We start from the raw sequence: 20,944 nt of genomic DNA on the forward strand, positions 1-20,944 counted from the left end.
GTCGGCTCCGTCAGTCGTTGTAGGAGAAGTGCTTGGCCACCGCCATCAGCAGCCATTCGAGGGCCAGGCCGACGATGCCGATCACGAAGATCGCGATGATGATGTGCTGGACATTGAGGTTGTTCCATTCGTCCCAGACCCAGAAGCCGATGCCGACACCGCCGGTCAGCATCTCGGCCGCGACGATCACCAGCCAGGCCGTGCCGACCGAGAGGCGCACGCCGGTGAGCATGTAGGGCAGCACGGCAGGGAACAGGATCTTGCTGATGATCTTCCACTCGCTGAGCTTGAGCACCCGCGCGACGTTCAGATAGTCCTCGGGCACCCGCTGCACACCCACCGCGGTGTTGACCACCATCGGCCAGATCGAGCAGATGAAGATGGTCCAGATCGCGGCCGGGTTGGCGCTCTTGAAGACCAGGAGGCCGATCGGCAGCCAGGCCAGCGGCGAGACCGGCTTGAGCAGGCTGATCAGCGGCGAGCACATGCGGTTGGCGAACTCGAAGCGGCCGATGATGAAGCCCAGCGGGATGCCTACCGCTGCGGCCAGGCCGAAGCCTACCGCCACGCGCTGCAGCGAGAACAGAATGTTCCAACCGATGCCCTGGTCGTTCGGCCCATTGCTGTAGAAGGGGTCGGCGAACAGCTTGACGGCGGCAGCGAAGGTGGCGCCGGGCGTCGGGAAGCTGCCGCCCTTTTGCGTCAGCAGCCCCCAGATGCCTATCAACAGCGCCAGGCCCAGTACCGGTGGCAGCACGCGCATCCACAGGCTGTTCATGTCGAGGTGGCGGCGCGGCCTGGGAGCGGGCACAACAACGCCCGCAGCCAGCACCGTCGGTGCGTCGGGCGTCGGCAGCGACACCGAGATCGGGCCGCTGCTGCTGGCCTCGCTCGGCGAATGAAAAACGGCACTGACCATGGGGAGCTCCTTAGGCTTTGACGCGGAATCCATCGGCATACTTGGCGGGGTCCTTGCCGTCCCAGACCACACCGTCGATCAGCTTGGAGCTGCGCATCAACTCCTTGGGCACGCTGATCTTCAGCTGGCTGGCGGCCTGCTTGTAGAGCTCCACCTGGTTGATCTGCTTGGCCACACCCAGATAGTCCGGGTGCTCCTTGATCAGGCCCCAGCGCTTGTGCTGGGTCAGGAACCACATGCCGTCGGACAGCCAGGGGAAGTTCACCGCGCCGTCGTTGAAGAACTTCATGTGGTTGGGGTCGTCCCAGGTCTTGCCCAGGCCGTTCTGGTAGCGGCCGAGGATGCGCTGGTTGATCGCGTCGACGCCGGTGTTGACGTAGCTCTTCTCGGCGATGGTGTCGGCCATCTTCAGCTTGTTCTGCAGGCCGGCATCGATCCAGCGGCTGGCCTCCAGCACGGCCATGATGACGGCGCGCGCGGTGTTCGGGTATTTCTTGACGAAGTCGCCGGTGGTGCCCAGCACCTTCTCGGGGTGATCCTTCCAGATGTCCTGCGTGGTCACCGCGGTGATGCCGATGCCGTCGACGATGGCGCGGTGGCCCCAGGGCTCGCCGACGCAATAGCCGTCCATATTGCCGACCCGCATATTCGCCACCATCTGCGGCGGCGGCACGGTGATGACCTTTGCATCCTTCATCGGATTGATGCCGACGCTGGCCAGCCAGTAGTACAGCCACATCGCGTGAGTACCGGTCGGAAAGGTCTGCGCGAAGGTGTACTCGCGCTTCTCCTTGCCCATCAGCGAGGCCAGGCTGGCGCCGTCGACCGCGCCCTTATCGGCCAGCTTCTTCGACAAGGTGATCGCCTGGCCGTTGTTGTTCAGCGTCATCAGCACGGCCATGTCTTTCTTCGGCCCGCTGACACCCAGGTGCACGCCGTAGATCAGGCCGTAGAGCACATGGGCCATGTCGAGCTCGCCGTTGACCAGCTTGTCGCGCACACCGGCCCAGGAGGCTTCCTTGGTCGGAATGATCTTGATGCCGTATTTCTTGTCGAAGCCCAGCACCGAGGCCATCACCACCGAGGCGCAGTCGGTCAGCGGGATGAAGCCGATGCGCACCTCCTCCTTCTCCGGCTTGTCGGAGCCGGCCGCCCAAACCTGGGGGCTAAGACTGCCGACGGCCGCTGCCGCCGCACCGCCCACCAGGAGCTTGCGTCGCTCTTCACTCATGAGCCCACCATCCTTCGACGTATTGCTGAAACGCATTGAGAAGACCTCCGAGACAAACCAGAAATGGAAAAAGGCGTCACGATCACCTGCCACCCGTGCAACGAGCGGAGGAGATCGGACGCCTTTGTCCTAGAACCTTGTTGAGAGCGAGGCCCACGCCGTTGCGGGCCTCGTGGTCTGTCTAGCAGGAGCCGTGCCAGCGGCATGCCCAGGCAGCAAGGCAAGCGGCTGCGCGAAAAGCGCACCGATTGCCGGCGCGATGCGCCAGCCTGGTGCGATCGGGCCTCATGTCGGGCCTCATGTTGGGCGCAGCAGGTTCTGGGCATCGATGACACGCTCCGCGACTTCGACCAGCGGCACGCCGCGATCCATCGCCAGGCGGCGCAGGCGCTTGTAGGCGGCGTCCTCGTCCAGGCCCGTCTCGCTCATCAGAATGCCTTTGGCACGCTCGATCAGCTTGCGCGCGCTGAGCTGGGCCTGGGCCTTGTCCAACTGCTGACGCAGCGCCAGGTCCTGCTCGAAGCGGGCGATCGCCACCTGCAGCACCGGCGCCAGGCGGTCCGGGCGCAGCCCCGCCACCACATAGGCGCTGACCCCCGCACGCAGGGCCCGGCGCATCGGGTCGTCGCTGCCATCCTCGGAAAACACCACCACCGGGCGCGGCATCTGCGCATTCAAGGTGGCCAGGTTCTCCATCGTGTCGCGCGTCGGCGACTCGCTGTCGACGATCACCACATCGGGCTTGAGCCGCAGCACGCAGTCATGGATCAAGGTCGCCGAATCGATCACGCCGACGACATCGCAGCCCTGCCGCGCCAGCTCCTGCTGGATCAGATCGACCCGGTGCGCGCCGTCATCGATCAACAGCACGCGCAGGCCAGGGGTGGGGGTGTCGGGCGGGGGACTCATGGCGGATGGGGTGGATATTGCTGCGCTGCAATATCTGTGCCGGAGCCCCCTCCTGCGTCAGTGCCACAGCGCCGGCTTGGCCACCATCAGATAGAAGACCGCCAGCATCGCGACAAAGGCCGGGTAGCCCAGCGCCTCCCAGCGCCGGGCATAGCGCCAGTACAGCGGCGGCAGCGGCGTCGCAGCGCGTGCAGCGGCCGTGGCCATCTCGGCCATGCGCAGCTGCAGCCAGACCACCGGCAGCCAGCAGGCACCGGCCAACAGATACAGGCCCAGGGCCAGCGCCAGCCAGGGCGTGGACCAGGGCCAGCCGGCCAGATGGGCCAGCCACAGGCCGCTGAGCGGCTGAAAGATCGCGGCCGGTGTCGTAAACCACCAGTCGGCCCGCACCACCAGCCGTGTCACGACCGCCTGGGCCGCGATCGAGCCGCTGCGATTGGCAAAGAACATATAGAAGGCCGAGCCAAAGCCTGTGCCCACCAGCACCACGCTGGACAGCACGTGCAGCCATTTCAGCAGCAGGTATTCGTTCACCGCGGAGCCCTCTTGCACAACAGCCACAGCGCCGCCGCGATCGGCAGGTTCTTCAGCAGGGGGGCTAGCGGATGCAGCCACAGTCCGGGCAGCAGGCCGGTGGCCAGCGCCGTCATCGCCAGCATCGCCGCCAGCGCCGACGCATAGGCCCGGCGACCCGGCCATAGCCACAGCGCCAGGCCCAGCAACGCATCCAGTGCCGCGCCGCCGACGATCAGGCCCTGCATCAGGGTCAAGTCGTGCATGCCGGCCTGGGTTAGCAGGTCCAAACTCTGACCGCGCAGCTCCAGCAGGCTGACCACCGCCGTGCCCAGCCAGACGGCGACCAGGCTCAGGCGCAGCAGGCGTTCGTCGGCCGGGGCGCTGGCAGCGCCGCTCATGGCTGCGTCTCCTGCGTCGCCTGCCAAGCCTCAACTTCCGAGCGATGCTCAGCAACGAAGCGCTGCAATCGCCCAAATCTGCGCTGAGTCTGCCGATCAAAGATCCATTGCACCAAAGGCTCCATCACGCCCCTCAGCCAGTCAGGTCCGGCATTGAAGCTGTAGGTATAGATCAGCAGGGACCGATCAGCAGCGAGCGGTCGATGCTGCATCGACGCAGCCCAGCGCCGGAACGGAAAGGACCTCCCCTCCATGCGGGCCGCCGCCAGCGTCGGTCGGTCATAGGAGATGAAGACCGTTTGCATCGACAGCGCGACCAACCAGCCCGCACCAGCATTCCAGGTACGTGCCCCGACCACCGGATGTTCTCCACCGCCCAGGACCTGGGTGTCTCGCACCAGTGAATCCCAGCGATGTCGCCAGCAGTGGTAGTGGAAAGCGTCAAACACAACCTCGACAGACGCCCCCATCTCGAACTCGAAGCGCGCATGGGCCATCGCCGACCTCAGCCTTCCACCAGATCGCAAACCATGCCCCAGCGCGCGAACTCGGGCGCGAATTCGTCCAGGCTCAGCAGCCCCATGCAGGGCCGGGCGCCGGCGGTGAGGGATTGATCACCGCGCGCCAGGCGTCGCGCCAGCAGGATGGCCGCCATGCAGGGGATCTCGGGGCCGTGGTCATCGTCGGCGGCGATATGCCAGCTGCGCGCCACGGATCGGCCCTCGTCGTCGCGGCCGCTCAGCGCCACCACCATGCCGCCCAGGGCCGAGCCCAGCGGGTCAAGCCAGCCGGCGGTCTTCAGCATCAGCGCTGCCAGGCGCTCGGGCCGGGGCAACAGACCGGCACGCCGTAGCCAGGCCAGCAGGGCCATGCCGCGCTGCGTGAAACCCAGTTCCAGCGCGGCGCGGAACATCACGGTCCGCACGCCTGCGTAGCGGGCCGGCAGCAGTTCCAGATCCGGGATGTCGCACAGTGCCGCGAGCCGGGGCCGCAGGCGCCGGAAGTCCACCCGCTGCGGCACGGCCCAGCCGGGCTGCTCGGTCCAGGCCCCGTCCTTCCAGACCCTGATCGGCGCGCCGCAATAGCTGAGCACGGCCGCCATCGTGGCCAGACCGCGCGGGGCGGTCTGGGCCGGCGCGATGCAGATGTCGATGGTGTGCAACGCCTGCCAGCCGACGCTCAGCGCATCAAGCACCGCCGAAGACAGGGCCGGCACGGTGCTGGCGCCGCTGATGCCGACCCGGCCTGCGGACTTGAACAGCCCATCCATCTGGGCGGAGAAGTCGCAGACAAAGCGCCGGCCATCGGCCAGGTCGATGTAATGCGCGCCGGCCTCGGCGGCGGCACGGGCCACGCGATAGTCCTGCTGAGACTGGAAGGGGCCTGCCGTGTGGATCAGCAATTCGACGCGGGCCTGTTGCAGGCGCGGAACCAGGTCGTGCCCGTCCATATCGAGGACCAGCCCCTCGGCGCCACCACCCAGTTCGGCCGCCAAGGCTGCGGCACGGAAGCCGTCGCGCCCGCCAATCAGCAGCTCAATGGCGGCATCGCCGGCCAGCGCCCGCGCAATGCGCGCGCCGAAATTGCCATATCCCCCCAGCACCAGGACTCTCAAGCGCCCTCTCCTACCCTGTCTTTTTGATGCCGCCCATTATCAGCAGTCCGATCCAACGGCTCCGTGGCAAGCGAATGGCAACTTAACGTTTACGTAAACGTCAATCAAGCCCTAGAATCCGCCCACCCATGCTGCTAAAACGCGGGGAAGAAGCCCGGCCCGGCCGAGCCAGCACCGCGCAGGAGACATCCAGATGACCGATCTGTCCGCCGAGTACAAGGCCCTGGCCGAGTACCGCCCCACGCACAAGGTGCGCTTCGTCACCGCCGCCAGCCTGTTCGACGGCCATGACGCCGCGATCAACATCATGCGGCGCATCCTGCAAAGCATGGGCGCCGAGGTGATACACCTGGGCCACAACCGCTCGGTCGACGAGGTCGTCAACGCGGCGCTGCAGGAAGACGCCCAGGGCATCGCGATCAGCTCCTACCAGGGCGGCCATGTCGAGTATTTCAAGTACATGGTCGAGCTCTTGAAGGCGCGCGGCGGCGAGCATATCCAGGTGTTTGGCGGCGGCGGCGGCGTCATCGTGCCGGCCGAGATCCGCGATCTGGCCGCGCACGGCGTGCGCATCTTCAGCCCCGAAGACGGCCAGCGCATGGGCCTGGCCGGCATGATCGGCGAGATGGTGATGAAGAGCGACCAGGACTTCACGGTCCATGCGCCGAAGTCGCTGTCCGCGATCCAGGGCCATGGCGAGGGCGCCTGGCGCGCGCTGGCCCAGCTGATCACCGCGCTGGAAAACGGCAAGGCCGATGCGGCCATCGTGGCCGAGTTGCAGGCCGCAGCCAAAACCATCAAGACCCCGGTGCTGGGCATCACCGGCACCGGCGGCGCCGGCAAGAGCAGCCTGACCGACGAGCTGATACGCCGCCTGCGCCTGGACCAGGGCGATGCGCTGCGCGTGGCCGTGATCTCGATCGACCCCTCGCGCCGCAAGAGCGGCGGCGCACTCTTGGGCGACCGCATCCGGATGAACGCGATCTCGCCCTGGAGCCAAGGCCCGCGCGTGTTCATGCGTTCGCTCGCGACGCGCGACTTCGGTTCCGAGATTTCCAAGGCCCTGCCCGATGTCGTCGCGGCGGCCAAGCTGGCCGGTTTCGATCTGGTCATCGTCGAGACCTCGGGCATCGGCCAGGGCGACGCGGCCATCGTGCCCCATGTCGATGTGCCGATGTATGTGATGACGCCCGAGTTCGGCGCGGCCAGCCAGCTCGAGAAGATCGACATGCTGGATTTCGCCGAGTTCGTCGCGATCAACAAATTCGATCGCAAGGGCTCGCTGGATGCGCTGCGCGATGTCGCCAAGCAGGTGCAGCGCAACAAGGAGGCCTGGGGCAAGAAGCCCGACGAGATGCCGGTCTTCGGCACCATGGCCAGCCGCTTCAACGACGACGGCGTCACCGCGCTGTACCAGGCGCTCAAGGGCCGTCTGGCCGAACTGGGCCTGCAGTTCGGCGAGGCCAGATTGCCCATCGTCGACACCCGCCACAGCACCCACCAGACTCCGATCGTGCCGGCCGCGCGCTCGCGCTATCTGGCCGAGATCGCCGACACGGTGCGCGGCTACAAAAAGCAGGCTCGTGAACAGGCCCGCATCGCCCGTGAGGCCCAGCAGCTGCGCGCCTCGATGGCGATGCTGAAGGCCGCCAACCCGGACAAGCACCGCGCGATGGATGCCTTGAACGAGCTGGCCGAGAAGCGCGAGACCGCGCTGGACAAGGCCGCCGCCCAGCTGATCGCGCAGTGGCCGGACATGCAGAAGGCCTATGCCGGCGACGAGTACGTCGTCAAGATCCGCGACAAGGAGATCCGCACCGCGCTGGTCTCGACCAGCCTGTCCGGCACCAAGATCCGCAAGGTCGTGCTGCCAACTTATGAAGACCATGGCGAACTGCTGAAATGGCTGCTGCTGGAGAACGTGCCCGGCAGCTTCCCCTACACCGCCGGCGTGTTCGCCTTCAAGCGCGAGGGCGAGGACCCGACCCGGATGTTCGCCGGCGAGGGCGATGCCTTCCGCACCAATCGCCGCTTCAAGCTGGTGTCCGAGGGCATGCCCGCCAAGCGCCTGTCGACCGCCTTCGACTCGGTGACCCTGTATGGCGCCGACCCCGATCCGCGCCCCGACATCTACGGCAAGGTCGGCAACTCCGGCGTCAGCATCGCGACCTTGGACGATATGAAGGTGCTGTACGACGGTTTCGACCTCTGCAGCCCGACGACCTCGGTCTCGATGACGATCAATGGGCCTGCGCCGTCTATCCTGGCGATGTTCATGAACACCGCGATCGACCAGAACCTCGCCAAGTTCCGGACCGACAACGGCCGCGAGCCGACCGCCGACGAGGCCGCCAAGATCAAGGACTGGGTGCTGGCCAATGTGCGCGGCACCGTGCAGGCCGACATCCTGAAGGAAGACCAGGGCCAGAACACCTGCATCTTCTCGACCGAGTTTTCGCTGAAGGTGATGGGCGATATCGCCGAGTACTTCGTCCACCACAACGTCCGCAATTTCTACTCGGTCTCGATCAGCGGCTATCACATCGCCGAGGCCGGCGCCAACCCGATCAGCCAGCTGGCGCTGACGCTGTCGAACGGCCTGACCTTTGTCGAGGCCTATCTAGCGCGCGGCATGCACATCGACGACTTCGCGCCGAACCTAAGCTTCTTCTTCAGCAACGGCATGGACCCCGAGTACACGGTGCTGGGCCGGGTCGCGCGCCGCATCTGGGCCGTCGCGATGCGCGACAAATACGGCGCCAACGAGCGCTCGCAAAAGCTCAAGTACCACATCCAGACGAGCGGCCGCTCGCTGCACGCGCAGGAGATCGCCTTCAACGACATCCGCACCACTCTGCAGGCGCTGATCGCGATCTACGACAACTGCAACAGCCTGCACACCAATGCCTACGACGAGGCGATCACGACGCCCACCGAGGAGAGCGTGCGCCGCGCGATGGCCATCCAGCTGGTGATCAACCGCGAGTGGGGCCTGGCCAAGAACGAGAACCCCAGCCAGGGCGCCTTCATCATCGAGGAGCTGACCGAGCTGGTCGAGGAAGCGGTGCTGGCCGAGTTCGAGAAGATCGCCGAGCGCGGCGGCGTCCTGGGCGCGATGGAGACCGGCTACCAGCGCAGCAAGATCCAGGAAGAGAGCATGCACTACGAGATGCTCAAGCACACCGGCGAGTACCCCATCATCGGCGTCAACACCTTCCGCAACCCGCATGGCGAGACTGTGCCCGAGACCATCGAGCTGGCCCGCTCGACCGACGAAGAGAAGCAGTCGCAGCTGGCGCGCCTGGCCGACTTCCACGCCCGCAACGCCGGCACGGCGCCGGCCATGCTGGCCCGCCTGCAGCAGGCCGTGATCGAGAACCGCAATGTCTTCGAGGTGCTGATGGAGGCCGTGCGCGTCTGCTCGCTGGGTCAGATCACCTCAGCGCTGTTCGAGGTCGGCGGGCAGTACCGGCGCAGCATGTGATCGCTTCCTCCGTGCTCCAGAGGCCTCCTTCGCAGTCCGTGTCAAAACGGCTGCGAAGGGCGCCAAGAGCAAAGCGCTCCGAGTTTCTCGGAGCGCTTTTGTTTGGGCGCGCGCGAGGTGTCCATTGGAGCGTATTGCGTGACGGTGGGCTGAACAGCCGAAGCCTTGTGTCGGACCGCAACAAACACTGACACCGGCATCACATAGCTAGCTTTTGCAACATTTGCTGCCCACCCAGCACCGCCAGTGCCCGTTTGACGTTGTAGGCCAGTGTCGCCAACGCGATCTCCGCGCCGGCCCCCGTCAGGCCTCGCATCAGGAAGCGGGGCTTCTCGAAGATGTGGAACTTCAGGGCCGCAAACGGGTGTTCGACGGTGCAGCGGCGCAGCCTCATCGCCTGGGGTGTAGCGCGCTGGTGGATGCGCTGCAATGCCTCTTCGTAGAGATGGCGACTGAGCGTGCGCCGTGGGGCCTGCGTGCAGCGCGCCTTCATCGCGCAAGCGCCGCAATCGCCGGGCTGCGCTGCATAGATCACGACCTTACCCGCCCGATGCAACTGCTTGCGCTGCAGCAGTTTGTCTGCCGGGCAGACGTAGGCGTCAGCCTGTGCGTCGTAGGTGAAGCGGCCTTGGTCGAACAAGTCCCCCTCGCCCTGGTTGTTGACCGCGCGCTTGACGGGGACATGCACCCGCACGCCTTGATCCTCCAGCGCCTGCGCCTGTTCGCCATTGGCATAGCCCGCATCCGCCACCAGCTTGAGCTCCGTGCCGCCCAGGGTCTGCTGCGCCGATTCGCCCATGCGCTGCAGGCAGCCGTTGTCACCCGCCTGCGCGTTGACCTCGTGGGCCACGATCAGGGCATGCTCGGCGTCGACGGCGGTCTGTACGTTGTAGCCCGGGCCCTTGCCCTTGAGCACTACAGCCTCGGGCTCGGTGCTCACGTAGCGCTGCTTGTCGCTGTCCACCTTCGCCAGCTCGGCCTGCTGTAGCTGCAGCCGCGCCAGCGCCTGGCGCAGCGCCTGAGCGTCCAGCTCCGCCTCGCCTTGCTGCTGGTCGGCCGCCTCCAACTCCTGCAGGTACTGCGCAATGCGCTGCTCCAGCTTGGCCTGCAGTTCGGCCCGCTGGACCTCGTCCAGGATGGCCTTGCCGCTGGCCACGGCCTGGAACTTCGTCCCGTCCACGGCCACCCACTCTCCGCGGATCAGACCGGCTTCGGCGCAAAAGCGCACGAACTCGGCCCCGGCTCGGCGTAGCGGCTGCGCGTTGCAGCGACGGAACTCGGCAATGGTCTTGTGGTCGGGCGTGAGCCGGTGCAGCAGCCACATCAGTTCGATGTTGCGCTGGCACTCCCGCTCCAGACGCCTCGATGAGCGCAACCGATTGAGGTAGCCGTACAGGTACAACATCAGCAGGTCCGCCGGGTCGTACGGCGGGCGGCCTGTGGCCTTGCTGTGGGCTCGAGCAAAACCCAGCGCCTTCAGGTCCAGCCGCGCCACGAACGCCGCGATCACCCGGCACACATGCTCCGGTCCGATCAACTCGTCCAGCGACACCGGAAACAGGCTGCCCTGGTCTCGACTCTGTCCTTGCACGTAGCCCATAAGAACAATGCCCTGCAACTTGCGTTGCAGGGCATTGTCTTCAGGCCTTCAGCTTAGCGTCAGAGTATTGACACGGACTGTTCGGGAGGCCTTTTTCTTGATGCCCTCGCCGAAGACTTCCAGATAACGGGTCGACGCACAGCCGGCCCATAGCACGGCGGAAGGCTCGCCGGGCGATGCTGCATTCATCGCCTCTTCATGCCGCATTTTCTACCATCCGCTCCCTGCAGACGAGCCGCTGGGTCGGCCCTGCATTCAAAAGCAATCAAGAAAGAAACTCAGGGAGATTCATGCCCCCCATCGCTGCGCAAAGAACCCCATGGGGGCCCCGCCTGTGCCTGCTTGGCGCGCTTCTGATGCAAGCCTGTGGGGGAGGGGGCGGCGGAGACACCACCGCTCCTACGCCCACGCCGCCTGTCGCCACGGCTCGACTGCAGCTTGATGGCGGCGCGCTGCGCAGCGAGACCGAGCGCGGCGATCCCGGCACGCTGCTCGAGAAAGCGCTGAGCCTGCAGGTTTCCGGACAAGCGGCCCAGGACGCGACCTACTTCAGCGCGCAAGCCGATGGCGAGGCGGTAGAAACCATCGCGCCGATCGACTGGAATCCCCAGACCGGCCGCGCCGATGTCAGGCTCCGACTGCGCAGCGACCTCCCTCCCGCTCGATACGCCGGGCGGCTGACGCTGAACGCCTGCCACGACCGGGCCTGCCAGCGCCACCTGAGCGGCTCACCCAGCACGGTCGAGTACGAACACCGGATTCATCCGGCCTTCCAGCTCAGCACCCACGAGATTGAATTCAACGGCAGCGTCGGCGAGCGCCCGGCCCCCTCTGTGGTGACGATCAGCCTGCCCGCGCAGGCCAGCGGCTGGACCTACCAGATCCTGAACTCCTCGGCCAGCGCCGCCTGGCTGGAGCACCGCATGAACGGTGCACAGCTCGAGCTGCAGCCGGTCGCCGGGCTGAAGGCTGGCGTGCACAAGGCGGAGATCCAGTTCCAGCCGCAAGGCGTGGATCGCCCGCCCCGCACGCTCCAGGTCAAGGCCACGATCGAAGACCTGGTCCGCGTGCTCTACGTCCCCGGTTTCGCGGTGCACACGCTCGGCACACAGGCCGCCACCAGCATCCGCGTCCTCCGCACCTCGCTCACGCCCGCGGACCTGACATGGAGCGCCCACAGCGACACGCCCTGGCTGCGCCTGGTCAACAGCCAGGGCGGCCTCAGCAACCCCGTGGTCTGGGCTCCGGTGCCCGAGGCGTTCGAGAAGCTCGCCAACCAGGCCACGCATGAAGCCGCGATCGAGTTGAAGTTCAGCCATGGACTGCCTGCCCGCCGCATCGCCTTCCGCCTGATCAAACGCCTGGCCCAGCTGGACTCGGTCGATGACAGCGCGCTGCAGGCCGGGCGACCCGGGCGCCTCATCCTGCACGGCGCCGGCCTGGACGCCCTGCGCAACAATCTCGCGCAACTGCTCAGCTTCGAGGGTGGCGTCAGCCCGGTCGCGCTCCAGTGGCTCGACAACGGCCGCATCCAGGTCGAGCTGCCCGCACAAGCCGCGGGGCGCTACGAAATCAGACTGGGCACGATCTCCGGCCTGCCCGGCCAGCGCATCGCCTACTCGGTGCATCAGGCTCCTTGAGCCTTGCCAGCACCTAGGCAAGCGACATCGCAAAGCGCTTCTTGTCCCGCAGCGTCGCACCGGCGCGCAGATAGAAGCGCACGGCCGCCTCGTTCCAGTCCGGCGTCTGCCATTGCAGCTCCGCGCAGCCCAGCGCCACAGCGCACTGTTTCACCTCGTGCAGCAGACAGGCACCCAGTCCTTGCCCACGCGCCGCCGGCCGCAGATAGAGACAGTCGAGATGGGCAAAAGGCCGAGCGCTCAGGGTCGCGAAATCCAGCGTCAAGCTGGCATAGCCCAGCGCCTCCTCGCGCCGCCCGGCCAGCCAAGCCTGCAGCCGTCCAGCGGCGAGTGCCGCGGCCAGACGCGCCTCGAAGCCGTCATCGTTGCAGGGAGCCAGCCGCTCATAGCAGGCATGCTCGCGGCACAGCGCGGCCAGCACGGCCGCATCGCCGGGCATGGCGGCGCGTACCTCAGCCCTCAGCATTCGCAGCCGATCAGGTCCTCCGGCCGCAGGCTGCCCGGCGCCGCGCCGGTCGCGACCGGATGGCCGTCGCGCTTCCAGAAGTCCAGCCCGCCCAGCAACTCCTTGACCGAGAAGCCCAGCGCGGCCAGCTTGTAGGCGCCCTTGGTCGAACCATTGCAGCCGATGCCGTCGCAGTAGCACACATAGGTCTTGCTGCGATCCAGCCGCGCGGTGCTGGCCGCATCCATCGTGCGATGCGGAAAGGAAATGGCGCCGGGCACATGGCCGGCCGAATAGGCTTCGGCCGAGCGGGTGTCGATGACGACCAGGGTTCGAACGCCGGCGCGCAGGTCCTCGGCCACATCCCAGGCGTCGGCGTGGTAGTGCAGCTTGGCCAGCATGAAGTCGCGGCTTTGCTCGGGCGTCGGTGCGGGATAGGACAGGACGATGGACTCGAAGGCTTGCTGTGACATGGTGGATTCCGTCTGAACAGGTGGTGGGGAGCAGCGCCAGTGTCGAGCGGTTTGGACTTAGCATTGATGCCAATTTCATTCGCAAGATAAGACCAATGCCACCACCCCGCCTATGGCTGCAGTTGTTCGAGCGCCAGTCCGACCGGGGCCTGGGTCGGCGCGAGCAGCTCTGCGCCAGCCTGCGGCAGGCCATGCTGGGTGGCGAGCTGGTTCATCAGGAGCGGCTGCCGTCCAGCCGGGTGCTGGCGGCCGATCTGGGTCTGTCGCGGGTCACGGTGGAGGCGGCCTATGCCCAGCTGGAGGCCGAGGGCTATCTGCGGCGCCAGACCGGGCGCGGCAGCTTTGTCGCCATCGAGGCCCAGGCCCGCCCGGCGGCGCGGCGCGCGCTGGCGCCGCAGGCCGCCGGGCCAACGCTGTCACAGCGCGGCCAGGCGATTGCGGCGACGGGGGGCTGCGAGGACCCGCGCCACCCGCGCGCCTTCGAGGCCGGCAGCCCCGATCTGCGCGCCTTCCCGCTGGAAACCTGGCGCCGGCTGATCAACCAGCGACTGCGCCGCGAACCGGGACTGCTGGGCTATGGCGACCCGCAAGGTCATGAGGATCTGCGCGCCGCCATCGCCGGCTATCTGCGCCAGTCGCGCGGCCTGCGCTGCAGCGCCGAACAGGTGCTGGTGCTGACCAGTTCGCAGCAGGGCCTGCAACTCGCAGCGTCGATGCTGCTGGATGCCGGCGACACCGTCTGGATGGAGGAGCCCGGCTATCGCGGCGCCAGCACGGCCTTTGCCGCCGCTGGCGCCCGCCTGCAGCCGGTGCGGCTGGATCCACAGGGTCTGAACCCCGAGGGCGCAGCCCTGCCCGCTCCGCGCCTGATCTATCTGACCCCGTCGCACCAATACCCCTGCGGCATGGCACTGAGCCTGGAGCGCCGCCTGGCCCTGCTGGCGCTGGCGCGGCGGGAGCAGGCCTGGATCGTCGAGGACGACTACGACAGCGAGTTCCACTACGAAGGCCGGCCGATGCCGGCGCTGCAAGGCCTGGAGGAAGCGGACGGGGCCGGCCGGGTGATCTATCTGGGCACCTTCTCCAAGGTGCTGTTTCCGTCGCTGCGGCTGGCCTATATGGTGCTGCCGCCGGCCCTGGTCGCGCCGCTGACGGCGGCACGCAGCGTCCAGGACGGCCATAGCGCCCAGCTGGCCCAGGCGGTCACCGCCGACTTCATCGGCCAAGGTCATTTCGCCGCCCATCTGCGCCTGATGCGCAGCCTCTACCGGCAGCGCCGCGAAGTCCTGCTGGAGGCGCTGCGACCGCTGCAGGCCTGGCTGCTGCCCCAGCCCAGCGCCGGCGGCCTGCAACTGGCGGCGCTGCTGCCCGAGGGCGGCGAGGCGGCGCTCAGCCGCGCCGCCGCGTCGCGGGGCTTGGCCACGCCTTCGCTGAGCCGGCTCTACCTCTCGGCGCCGCGCCAGGATGGCTGGCTGCTGGGCTATGCGGCCTTGACGCCGGCCGAAATCCGCAGCGCCGCCCGGCAACTGGCCCTGCTGGGCGCCCCCTGACGGTGATAGTCTTGGCGCTGAATCAGCCACGCGAGGAGACCCCATGGGCCAAGGCTTCGGAATGGAAACACCCGCCAAACACCATCCCGGCACGCTGCGCCAGGCGGCCCGCTATCTGGTGGTGATCGAGTCCGGCGGCGTGATGCTGGCGCGGTTGTTTCTGGAGACGCGCGAGCAGATCGCCGAGTTCGATGCCAGCACCGAGGAAATGGCCTCGATGATCAGCGGTGCCGCCGCGACCCAGGGTGCCACTGGTCCGGAGTGGGACCGCGCGCTGGCCGGCCACAGCGCCGACGAGCGCGCGGCCGCCAAGGTCTACAGCCTCGCCATCTAGGGACTCCGTTCCTTGCTGACCCTCTACCACTGCCTCAGTGCGCGCTCCTTCCGTCCGCTGTGGGCGCTCGAAGAGCTGGGCCTGAACTACCAGCTGATCGTCCTGCCCTTCCCGCCCCGCGTGCACAACAAGGCTTATCTGGCCCTGAACCCGCTGGGCACCGTGCCGCTGCTGCTGGACGGCGAGACGCGCCTGACCGAGTCGGCCGCGATCTGCCAATACCTGGCCGCAAGACATGACCCCGGCGGCCTCGATGTGGGCATGGCCGAGGCCGACTACGGCGCCTATCTGAACCTGCTGCATTTCGGCGAAGCCACCCTGACCTTCCCGCAGACCCTGCTGCTGCGCTACCGCTTCTTCGAGCCGGCCGAGCGCCGCCAGCCCCAGGTGGCCGAGGACTACGCCAAATGGTTTCTGGCCCGGCTGCGCACGCTGGAGCCGCGCCTGGCCGCGCAGGACTGGCTCTGCGCCGGCCGCTTCACGGCCGCCGACATCTCGGTAGGCTATGCGCTGCTGCTGGCCCGCCATCTGGGGCTGGATGCGCAGTTCACGCCGGCCGTGGCCGCCTACTGGGCCCGACTGCAGCAGCGCGACGGCTGGCGCCGCGCGCTGGCCGTGCAGACCGAGGCCGCCCAGGCCCAGGGCATCTCGCCCATCGCCGCGCCCGATATCCGCCCCTAGGACAGGTCAAGCCAGAAGCGTCCAGAATCCGCCCCCATGGATTCACTCTCGCAAATCGCGCTGGGCGCCGCCGTCGGCGTCGCGGTGATGGGCCGGCGCACGGCCTTGTGGAAGTCGGCGTTATGGGGTGCCGTCTGCGGCACGCTGCCCGATCTCGATGCCTTCATCGACCACGGCGATGCGCTCAGCAATATGGTTCTGCACCGGGGCAACAGCCATGCGCTGTTCTGGCTGAGCCTGGTCGCCGTGCCGATCGCGGCCGGCATCGCCGCGCTGCAGCGCGAGCGCGCGCTGTTCGGGCGCTGGCTGCTGGCGGTCTGGCTGGCCCTGATCACGCATCCGCTGCTGGACTACATGACGATTTACGGCACCCAGCTGCTGCGCCCCTTCAGCAGCGAGCCACTGGGCCTGGGCAGCATCTTCATCATCGACCCGCTCTACACGCTGCCGCTGCTGATCGGCACCGGCGTGGCCCTGGCCGGCGGCGCGCGGGCGCTGCGCTGGAACGCGGCCGGCCTGCTGCTGTCGACCGCCTATCTGGGCTGGAGCGCGCTGGTCCAGCAGCATGTCGAGCAGCTGGCGCGCCAGAGCCTGGCCGGCCAGCCGGTGCAGCGCCTGCTGGTCACGCCCAGCCCCTTCAACACGGTGCTGTGGCGCATCGTCGCGATCACGCCCGATGGCTATCGCGAAGGCTTCTACTCGCTGCTGGATGCCAGCCCGACGATACGTTTCGACAGCTTTGACCGCGGGGAGGCGCTCTACGAGGCCTTGAAGACCCACCCGCCGGTCGCGACCCTGGCCGCCTTCAGCGACGGCTTCTTCAAGCTGGAGCGCAAGGCCGACCAGGTGCTGATCACCGATCTGCGCATGGGCCAGGAACCTCATTACATCTTCAGCTTCGCCGTCGCCGAGCAGCACTCCCCGCTGCGGCCGCTGGACCGTCCGCAGCAGCTGGGCTCGCGCGGTGACCTGCGGGCCGGGCTGGCCTGGCTATGGGGCCGCCTGCGCGGCGAGGACATCGCGCCGCCGCGCTGAAATTTCTCCCTGGCATGCATCCTGCTGATGCAGAATCAGCGCGACAAAGCGCCAGGGAGCATGCAATGGAACTGCTGCGTAATCTGCGTATCGGCCGGCGTCTGGGCCTGGCTTTCGGACTGGTCCTGCTCTTGCTGGCCGTCGTCAGCTGGGTCGGCGTGCAAGGCAGCACGCGCGTCTTTGCCGACCTGAAGACCATTTACGAGGACCGCACGATCCCGCTCAAGCAGATCGGCGAGGTCGACGGGCTGATGCTGCGCAACCGCATCCTGGTGATGGAGATGCTGCGCGACCCGGCCGCGCTGCCGGCGCTGGACAGCCAGCTGCAGGCCAATATCGCGCAGGTCAGCAAGACCTGGAAAGCCTATATGGACAGCTATCTGACGCCGCAGGAAAAACAGCTGGCCGAGGCCTTCACCCAGGTGCGCGGCAGCTATGTGCGCGATGGCCTGCTGGCTGCCCGTGACGCGCTGAAGGCCGGCGAACTCGCGCGCGCCCAGGCCCTGTACGGCGAGCGCATCGTGCCGCTGGGCCAGCAGGCCAAGGACGGCATCGACGCGTTGATCAAGCTGCAGATCGAGGTGGCCGCTACCAGCTACAGCCAGGCCCAGGCCACCCGCGACAGCGTGCGCGCCTGGAGCCTCGGCGTCAGCCTGGTCGCGGCGCTGATCGCGGTCGTGGCCGGCCTGATGAGCACCCGCTCGATCACGGGCCCGATGCGGGAGGCGGTCAGCTTCGCGCAGACCGTGGCCAGCGGTGATCTGCGCGCGGCGGCGGCCGTCCAGGGCCGCGACGAGGCGACCCAGCTGATGACGGCGCTGAACCAGATGAACGGCTCGCTGGTGCAGATCGTCTCCCAGGTGCGCGACAGCAGCGAGAGCATCGCCACCGGCTCGCGCGAGATTGCCAGCGGCAGCATCGACCTGTCCCAGCGCACCGAGGAGCAGGCCAGCAATCTGCAGCAGACCGCCGCCTCGATGGAGGAACTCTCCAGCACGGTGCGCAACAACGCCGACACCGCCGCTCAGGCCAATGCGCTGGCCTCGGCCGCCGCAGCGGCCGCCGGCCAGGGCGGCACGGTGGTGGCCCAGGTCGTCAACACCATGCAAGGCATTGCCGAGGCCTCCAAGCGCATCGCCGACATCATCGGCACCATCGACGGCATCGCCTTCCAGACCAATATCCTGGCCTTGAACGCGGCGGTCGAGGCGGCGCGGGCCGGCGAGCAGGGCCGCGGCTTCGCGGTCGTCGCCGCCGAGGTGCGCGCGCTGGCCCAGCGCTCGGCCCAGGCGGCCCGCGAGATCAAGGTGCTGATCAACGACAGCGTCAGCCAGGTCGAGTCGGGCTCGCGCCTGGCCGACGACGCCGGCAGCGCGATGGGCGGCATCGTCGACCAGGTGCGCCAGGTCAGCCAGCTGATCGCCGAGATCGCCGGCGCCAGCAGCGAGCAGAGCAAGGGCATCGGCCAGATCGGCGATGCCGTCAACCAGCTCGATCAGGTCACGCAGCAGAACGCCGCCCTGGTCGAGGAAAGCACCGCCGCCGCCGAAAGCCTGCAGCACCAGGCCGCCGAGCTGGCGCGGCTGGTCGGGGTGTTCCAGCTGGCGCGCTGATTTCATCGGCCGATCTTCCCGGCACGGTCGACTGTCTGCACAATAACGGCAAACAAAACAGTCTGGACCGAGGGAGGAAAACCATGGACGACGCTCGTTTCGAGCAGATGGTGGCGCGCCTGGAGCGCGAGAGCCTTGCTACACCGCGCAGCTATCAGCTGAAGGTTGCCCTGCTGGCACTGCTGGGCCTGGGGGTGCTGGCCCTGATCGTCGGCATCGCAGGGCTAGGGCTTTTGATACTGGCAGGCCTCGCCGTCGCCGTACTGCTGAGCGGCGGCAAGGCGCTGCTGCTGCTCATCAAGTTCGGCAAATTGCTGATCTTGCTGGCGGTGCCGTTGTGGCTGCTGGTTCGCAGCGCCATCAAAGCCTTGTTTGTGCGCCTGCCGGCGCCCGAGGGCCTGAGCCTGCAGCGCCACGAAGCCCCGGCCCTGTTTGCGGCCATGGACCAGATGCGCCAGCGCATGAAAGGGCCTCGCTTTCACCAGGTGCTGATCACCGACGAGGTCAACGCCGCCGTCGTCCAGCGGCCGCTGCTGGGGTTGATCGGATTCCCGCGCAACTATCTGATCCTGGGTCTGCCGCTGCTGGAGAGTCTGTCCCCCGAGGAGGCGTTGGCGGTCGTGGCCCATGAGTACGGGCATCTGGCGGGCTCGCACAGTCGATTCAGCGCCTTCATCTACCGGCTGCGGCTCAGCTGGGCCAATATCCAGCACCTCGGGCAGCAATGGCAGGGATGGAGCGGGCACCTGCTGCAGCGCATCGTCGGCTGGTATGCACCCTACTTCAATGCCTACACCTTTGTGCTTGCTCGTGCCAACGAGTACCAGGCCGACCGGGCCAGCGCAGAACTGGTGGGGGCCGATGTCGCGGCCCGGGCGCTCAAACGGGTCAACCTCGCCGGACCACAGTACGACACCTTCATTCAAGGCACGCTGGCGCGAATCCGCCAGGAAGCCATGCCTCCCGATGACCTCGCCGGCCGCTGGGCTACCGCAGCGCGGCTGGCACCGCCCGAGCCCACCGCCCGCCAGTGGCTGCAGGAAGCCCTGCAGCGCCAGGCCAGCGTTCACGATACCCATCCCGTGCTGAACCTGCGCCTGCAAGCGCTGCCAGGCGAGGCTCAGCGCATCGACGAGCTCCCCCAGCCGGCAGAACATTCGGCCGCCGAAGTCTGGCTCGGCGTGGCCCTTGCAACGCTGCGTCAGCGGCTCGGCCGACAATGGCGCGACCGCGTGCAGCCGGCCTGGTCAGCTCGCCACGAGGAGCTGGCGCAGCAGGCCCAACGCCTCGCCGAACTGAGTGCGCTGCCCGCGCCGGACCGGGAACAGCAGCTGACGCTGCTGCATCTGCGGCGCGAGTTGGAGCCCGAGTTCGACGCCGTGGCGGGCTATGCCGCGTTCAACGGGCAATACCCGGAAGACAGTGTCGGCTTGTTTTTTGAAGGCATCGCCCGGTTGAGCCGGGATGACGAACAGGGCATTGCCTTGCTGGAGCAAGCCATCAGGGTCGATATCGACGCCACCTTGCCCGCCTGCGAAAGCGCGAGCGCCTATTTCAGGCGACACAACGACGAAGCACGCGCCAAGGCCTGGGCTCAACGTTGGCATGAGCGTCACGAATTCGAGCAGCGCCGCGAGCGCGAGCGCAATGAACTCGACCCTCAACATCAGCTGTGCGCCGCTGACCTTGGCGCCGACGCGGTCGAGCAGGTGCGCGCCCTGCTGCAGCACCATGGCAAGGGCGTGGTGCGCGCCTACCTGGCCCGTCGCGTGCTGCCATCTGACAGCAGCATGCCGACCTATGTCTTGGGGCTGCAGCTAAGTGCATGGGCCCGATTGCGCAAGCAACAGCATGCCGTCGTCAATGCACTGGCTGGCCAGGACTGGCCCGCCCACACCATCATCTGCGTGCTGGAGGGCCGTCTCAAGCCCTTGCGCAAGAAGCTGGGCGCCATTGCCGGCAGCCGCTTGCGCTGAAGCCAGCGGCCGCCCTCAGCCCGGCTTCTGGAACTCCGCCGCGATCCAGGCGCTGGCGCTGGCGCGGCTGAGCTTGAAGCTGGGCCGCACCTTCACTTCGGCCAGCTGCGTGCCCATCTCGTCATGCGCACTGAGCAGCGCATAGGGCTCGTCCTCATCGGGCACGATGTCCAGCCGCACCTCGATCTGGGCGCTGTCGGTCGTGATGCGCAGGCTCTGGTGCAGCTGGGCATGCAGCTGCTGCTCGTGGCGGCGCAGGACCTCGGAGGCGGTCTTCACCAGGGTGTTGAAGGCGTTGATGTCCAGCGGCTTGGGGTTCTTCTTGTCACGCCCCATGGTCCAGGGGCCGACCAGGGCCGGCTCGCTCTGGCCTGCCAATATCATCGCGACGGCCCAGCCCTCGTCGTCCTCGTTCTTGATCACGCGGGCGGTCCAGCGGGCGTCCTGCCACAGGCGCGGCTTCTGGATATCGGGGCGTTCGGTGTTGTCGGCGTCGGACATGGGGGCTTCATTCAGGGCGGGCGC

The 20,944-nt window shown here is 67.4% G+C and carries 19 protein-coding genes; 8 read left to right on the plus strand and 11 right to left on the minus strand.

Going from position 1 to position 20,944, the window contains the following annotated elements:
* Positions 1 to 10: 10 nt before the first annotated feature.
* From ntrB to O5M90_RS12380, 7 genes are all read right to left on the minus strand, one after another.
* Positions 11 to 919, minus strand: coding sequence for a nitrate ABC transporter permease (gene ntrB, locus O5M90_RS12350; protein ID WP_262970268.1), 909 nt, complete (start codon positions 917 to 919; stop codon positions 11 to 13).
* 10 nt (positions 920 to 929) lie between these two features.
* Complete coding sequence (locus O5M90_RS12355) at positions 930 to 2,150, minus strand: CmpA/NrtA family ABC transporter substrate-binding protein (protein ID WP_262970269.1); 1,221 nt, start codon at positions 2,148 to 2,150, stop codon at positions 930 to 932.
* 297 nt (positions 2,151 to 2,447) lie between these two features.
* Positions 2,448 to 3,059 (minus strand): ANTAR domain-containing response regulator, encoded by a 612-nt coding sequence (locus O5M90_RS12360; RefSeq protein WP_262970270.1) that lies wholly within the window; start codon positions 3,057 to 3,059, stop codon positions 2,448 to 2,450.
* 57 nt (positions 3,060 to 3,116) lie between these two features.
* Complete coding sequence (locus tag O5M90_RS12365; protein WP_269841282.1) at positions 3,117 to 3,593, minus strand: DUF2269 family protein; 477 nt, start codon at positions 3,591 to 3,593, stop codon at positions 3,117 to 3,119.
* Complete coding sequence (locus O5M90_RS12370) at positions 3,590 to 3,973, minus strand: DoxX-like family protein (protein WP_269841283.1); 384 nt, start codon at positions 3,971 to 3,973, stop codon at positions 3,590 to 3,592. The genes O5M90_RS12365 and O5M90_RS12370 overlap by 4 nt, the downstream gene beginning before the upstream one ends.
* Positions 3,970 to 4,470 (minus strand): SRPBCC family protein, encoded by a 501-nt coding sequence (locus tag O5M90_RS12375; RefSeq protein WP_269841284.1) that lies wholly within the window; start codon positions 4,468 to 4,470, stop codon positions 3,970 to 3,972. Before O5M90_RS12375 ends, O5M90_RS12370 begins: the two co-directional genes overlap by 4 nt.
* Positions 4,471 to 4,478: 8 nt before the next feature.
* Positions 4,479 to 5,588, minus strand: coding sequence for a saccharopine dehydrogenase family protein (locus tag O5M90_RS12380; RefSeq protein ID WP_269841285.1), 1,110 nt, complete (start codon positions 5,586 to 5,588; stop codon positions 4,479 to 4,481).
* Positions 5,589 to 5,781: 193 nt separating this feature from the next.
* On the opposite strand from O5M90_RS12380, the gene icmF reads away from it, so the two are divergent.
* Complete coding sequence (gene icmF / locus O5M90_RS12385; protein WP_269841286.1) at positions 5,782 to 9,072, plus strand: fused isobutyryl-CoA mutase/GTPase IcmF; 3,291 nt, start codon at positions 5,782 to 5,784, stop codon at positions 9,070 to 9,072.
* 199 nt (positions 9,073 to 9,271) lie between these two features.
* Here icmF and O5M90_RS12390 read toward each other — a convergent pair whose 3' ends face one another.
* Positions 9,272 to 10,672 (minus strand): IS1182 family transposase, encoded by a 1,401-nt coding sequence (locus O5M90_RS12390; protein WP_262968893.1) that lies wholly within the window; start codon positions 10,670 to 10,672, stop codon positions 9,272 to 9,274.
* Between the two features lie 356 nt (positions 10,673 to 11,028).
* Here O5M90_RS12390 and O5M90_RS12395 point away from each other — a divergent pair, with 356 nt between their 5' ends.
* On the plus strand, positions 11,029 to 12,312 hold the full coding sequence (locus tag O5M90_RS12395) for a hypothetical protein (RefSeq protein ID WP_269841287.1): 1,284 nt from the start codon (positions 11,029 to 11,031) through the stop codon (positions 12,310 to 12,312).
* Positions 12,313 to 12,325: 13 nt separating this feature from the next.
* Here the strand turns inward: O5M90_RS12395 and O5M90_RS12400 are convergent, their stop codons facing one another.
* Positions 12,326 to 12,751: a GNAT family N-acetyltransferase gene (locus O5M90_RS12400; RefSeq protein WP_262970277.1), complete on the minus strand. Its 426-nt coding sequence runs from the start codon at positions 12,749 to 12,751 to the stop codon at positions 12,326 to 12,328.
* A 20-nt stretch (positions 12,752 to 12,771) separates the two neighbouring features.
* The gene (locus tag O5M90_RS12405) at positions 12,772 to 13,230 is read right to left on the minus strand and encodes a rhodanese-like domain-containing protein (RefSeq protein ID WP_137944825.1); all 459 of its coding nucleotides are present in this window, start codon (positions 13,228 to 13,230) and stop codon (positions 12,772 to 12,774) included.
* A 95-nt stretch (positions 13,231 to 13,325) separates the two neighbouring features.
* Here O5M90_RS12405 and pdxR point away from each other — a divergent pair, with 95 nt between their 5' ends.
* The 6 genes from pdxR (at position 13,326) to O5M90_RS12435 (ending at position 20,419) form a co-directional block, all read left to right on the plus strand.
* Positions 13,326 to 14,780, plus strand: a complete 1,455-nt coding sequence (gene pdxR / locus O5M90_RS12410; RefSeq protein ID WP_269841288.1) for a MocR-like pyridoxine biosynthesis transcription factor PdxR — start codon at positions 13,326 to 13,328, stop codon at positions 14,778 to 14,780.
* A gap of 61 nt (positions 14,781 to 14,841) precedes the next feature.
* Positions 14,842 to 15,114 (plus strand): hypothetical protein, encoded by a 273-nt coding sequence (locus O5M90_RS12415; RefSeq protein WP_269841289.1) that lies wholly within the window; start codon positions 14,842 to 14,844, stop codon positions 15,112 to 15,114.
* A gap of 12 nt (positions 15,115 to 15,126) precedes the next feature.
* Complete coding sequence (locus O5M90_RS12420) at positions 15,127 to 15,795, plus strand: glutathione S-transferase family protein (protein WP_269841290.1); 669 nt, start codon at positions 15,127 to 15,129, stop codon at positions 15,793 to 15,795.
* A 36-nt stretch (positions 15,796 to 15,831) separates the two neighbouring features.
* Entirely contained in the window at positions 15,832 to 16,830 is a 999-nt protein-coding gene (locus O5M90_RS12425) for a metal-dependent hydrolase (RefSeq protein WP_269841291.1), read from the plus strand.
* A gap of 65 nt (positions 16,831 to 16,895) precedes the next feature.
* Positions 16,896 to 18,443 carry a methyl-accepting chemotaxis protein gene (locus O5M90_RS12430; protein ID WP_269841292.1) on the plus strand — a complete coding sequence of 516 codons (1,548 nt, stop codon included), beginning with the start codon at positions 16,896 to 16,898 and terminating at the stop codon, positions 18,441 to 18,443.
* Positions 18,444 to 18,526: 83 nt separating this feature from the next.
* Positions 18,527 to 20,419, plus strand: a complete 1,893-nt coding sequence (locus O5M90_RS12435; protein ID WP_269841293.1) for a M48 family metallopeptidase — start codon at positions 18,527 to 18,529, stop codon at positions 20,417 to 20,419.
* 15 nt (positions 20,420 to 20,434) lie between these two features.
* Here O5M90_RS12435 and O5M90_RS12440 read toward each other — a convergent pair whose 3' ends face one another.
* Positions 20,435 to 20,920 (minus strand): hypothetical protein, encoded by a 486-nt coding sequence (locus O5M90_RS12440; RefSeq protein ID WP_269841294.1) that lies wholly within the window; start codon positions 20,918 to 20,920, stop codon positions 20,435 to 20,437.
* Positions 20,921 to 20,944 lie beyond the last annotated feature (24 nt).

Origin of the sequence: Paucibacter sp. M5-1 (assembly GCF_027498415.2) — a bacterium.
Taxonomy (GTDB): Bacteria; Pseudomonadota; Gammaproteobacteria; order Burkholderiales; family Burkholderiaceae_C; genus Roseateles_E.

Bases quoted from the DNA above. Each gene is read 5' to 3' on its own strand.
- O5M90_RS12360 (WP_262970270.1), bottom strand. From the start codon at position 3,059: ATGAGTCCCCCGCCCGACACCCCCACCCCTGGCCTGCGCGTGCTGTTG.
- O5M90_RS12430 (WP_269841292.1), top strand. From the start codon at position 16,896: ATGGAACTGCTGCGTAATCTGCGTATCGGCCGGCGTCTGGGCCTGGCT.
- O5M90_RS12425 (WP_269841291.1), top strand. From the start codon at position 15,832: ATGGATTCACTCTCGCAAATCGCGCTGGGCGCCGCCGTCGGCGTCGCG.
- O5M90_RS12375 (WP_269841284.1), bottom strand. From the start codon at position 4,470: ATGGCCCATGCGCGCTTCGAGTTCGAGATGGGGGCGTCTGTCGAGGTT.
- ntrB (WP_262970268.1), bottom strand. From the start codon at position 919: ATGGTCAGTGCCGTTTTTCATTCGCCGAGCGAGGCCAGCAGCAGCGGC.
- icmF (WP_269841286.1), top strand. From the start codon at position 5,782: ATGACCGATCTGTCCGCCGAGTACAAGGCCCTGGCCGAGTACCGCCCC.
- O5M90_RS12435 (WP_269841293.1), top strand. From the start codon at position 18,527: ATGGACGACGCTCGTTTCGAGCAGATGGTGGCGCGCCTGGAGCGCGAG.
- O5M90_RS12390 (WP_262968893.1), bottom strand. From the start codon at position 10,672: ATGGGCTACGTGCAAGGACAGAGTCGAGACCAGGGCAGCCTGTTTCCG.
- O5M90_RS12395 (WP_269841287.1), top strand. From the start codon at position 11,029: ATGCAAGCCTGTGGGGGAGGGGGCGGCGGAGACACCACCGCTCCTACG.
- pdxR (WP_269841288.1), top strand. From the start codon at position 13,326: ATGCCACCACCCCGCCTATGGCTGCAGTTGTTCGAGCGCCAGTCCGAC.
- O5M90_RS12370 (WP_269841283.1), bottom strand. From the start codon at position 3,973: ATGAGCGGCGCTGCCAGCGCCCCGGCCGACGAACGCCTGCTGCGCCTG.
- O5M90_RS12355 (WP_262970269.1), bottom strand. From the start codon at position 2,150: ATGAGTGAAGAGCGACGCAAGCTCCTGGTGGGCGGTGCGGCGGCAGCG.
- O5M90_RS12400 (WP_262970277.1), bottom strand. From the start codon at position 12,751: ATGCCCGGCGATGCGGCCGTGCTGGCCGCGCTGTGCCGCGAGCATGCC.
- O5M90_RS12405 (WP_137944825.1), bottom strand. From the start codon at position 13,230: ATGTCACAGCAAGCCTTCGAGTCCATCGTCCTGTCCTATCCCGCACCG.
- O5M90_RS12415 (WP_269841289.1), top strand. From the start codon at position 14,842: ATGGAAACACCCGCCAAACACCATCCCGGCACGCTGCGCCAGGCGGCC.
- O5M90_RS12440 (WP_269841294.1), bottom strand. From the start codon at position 20,920: ATGTCCGACGCCGACAACACCGAACGCCCCGATATCCAGAAGCCGCGC.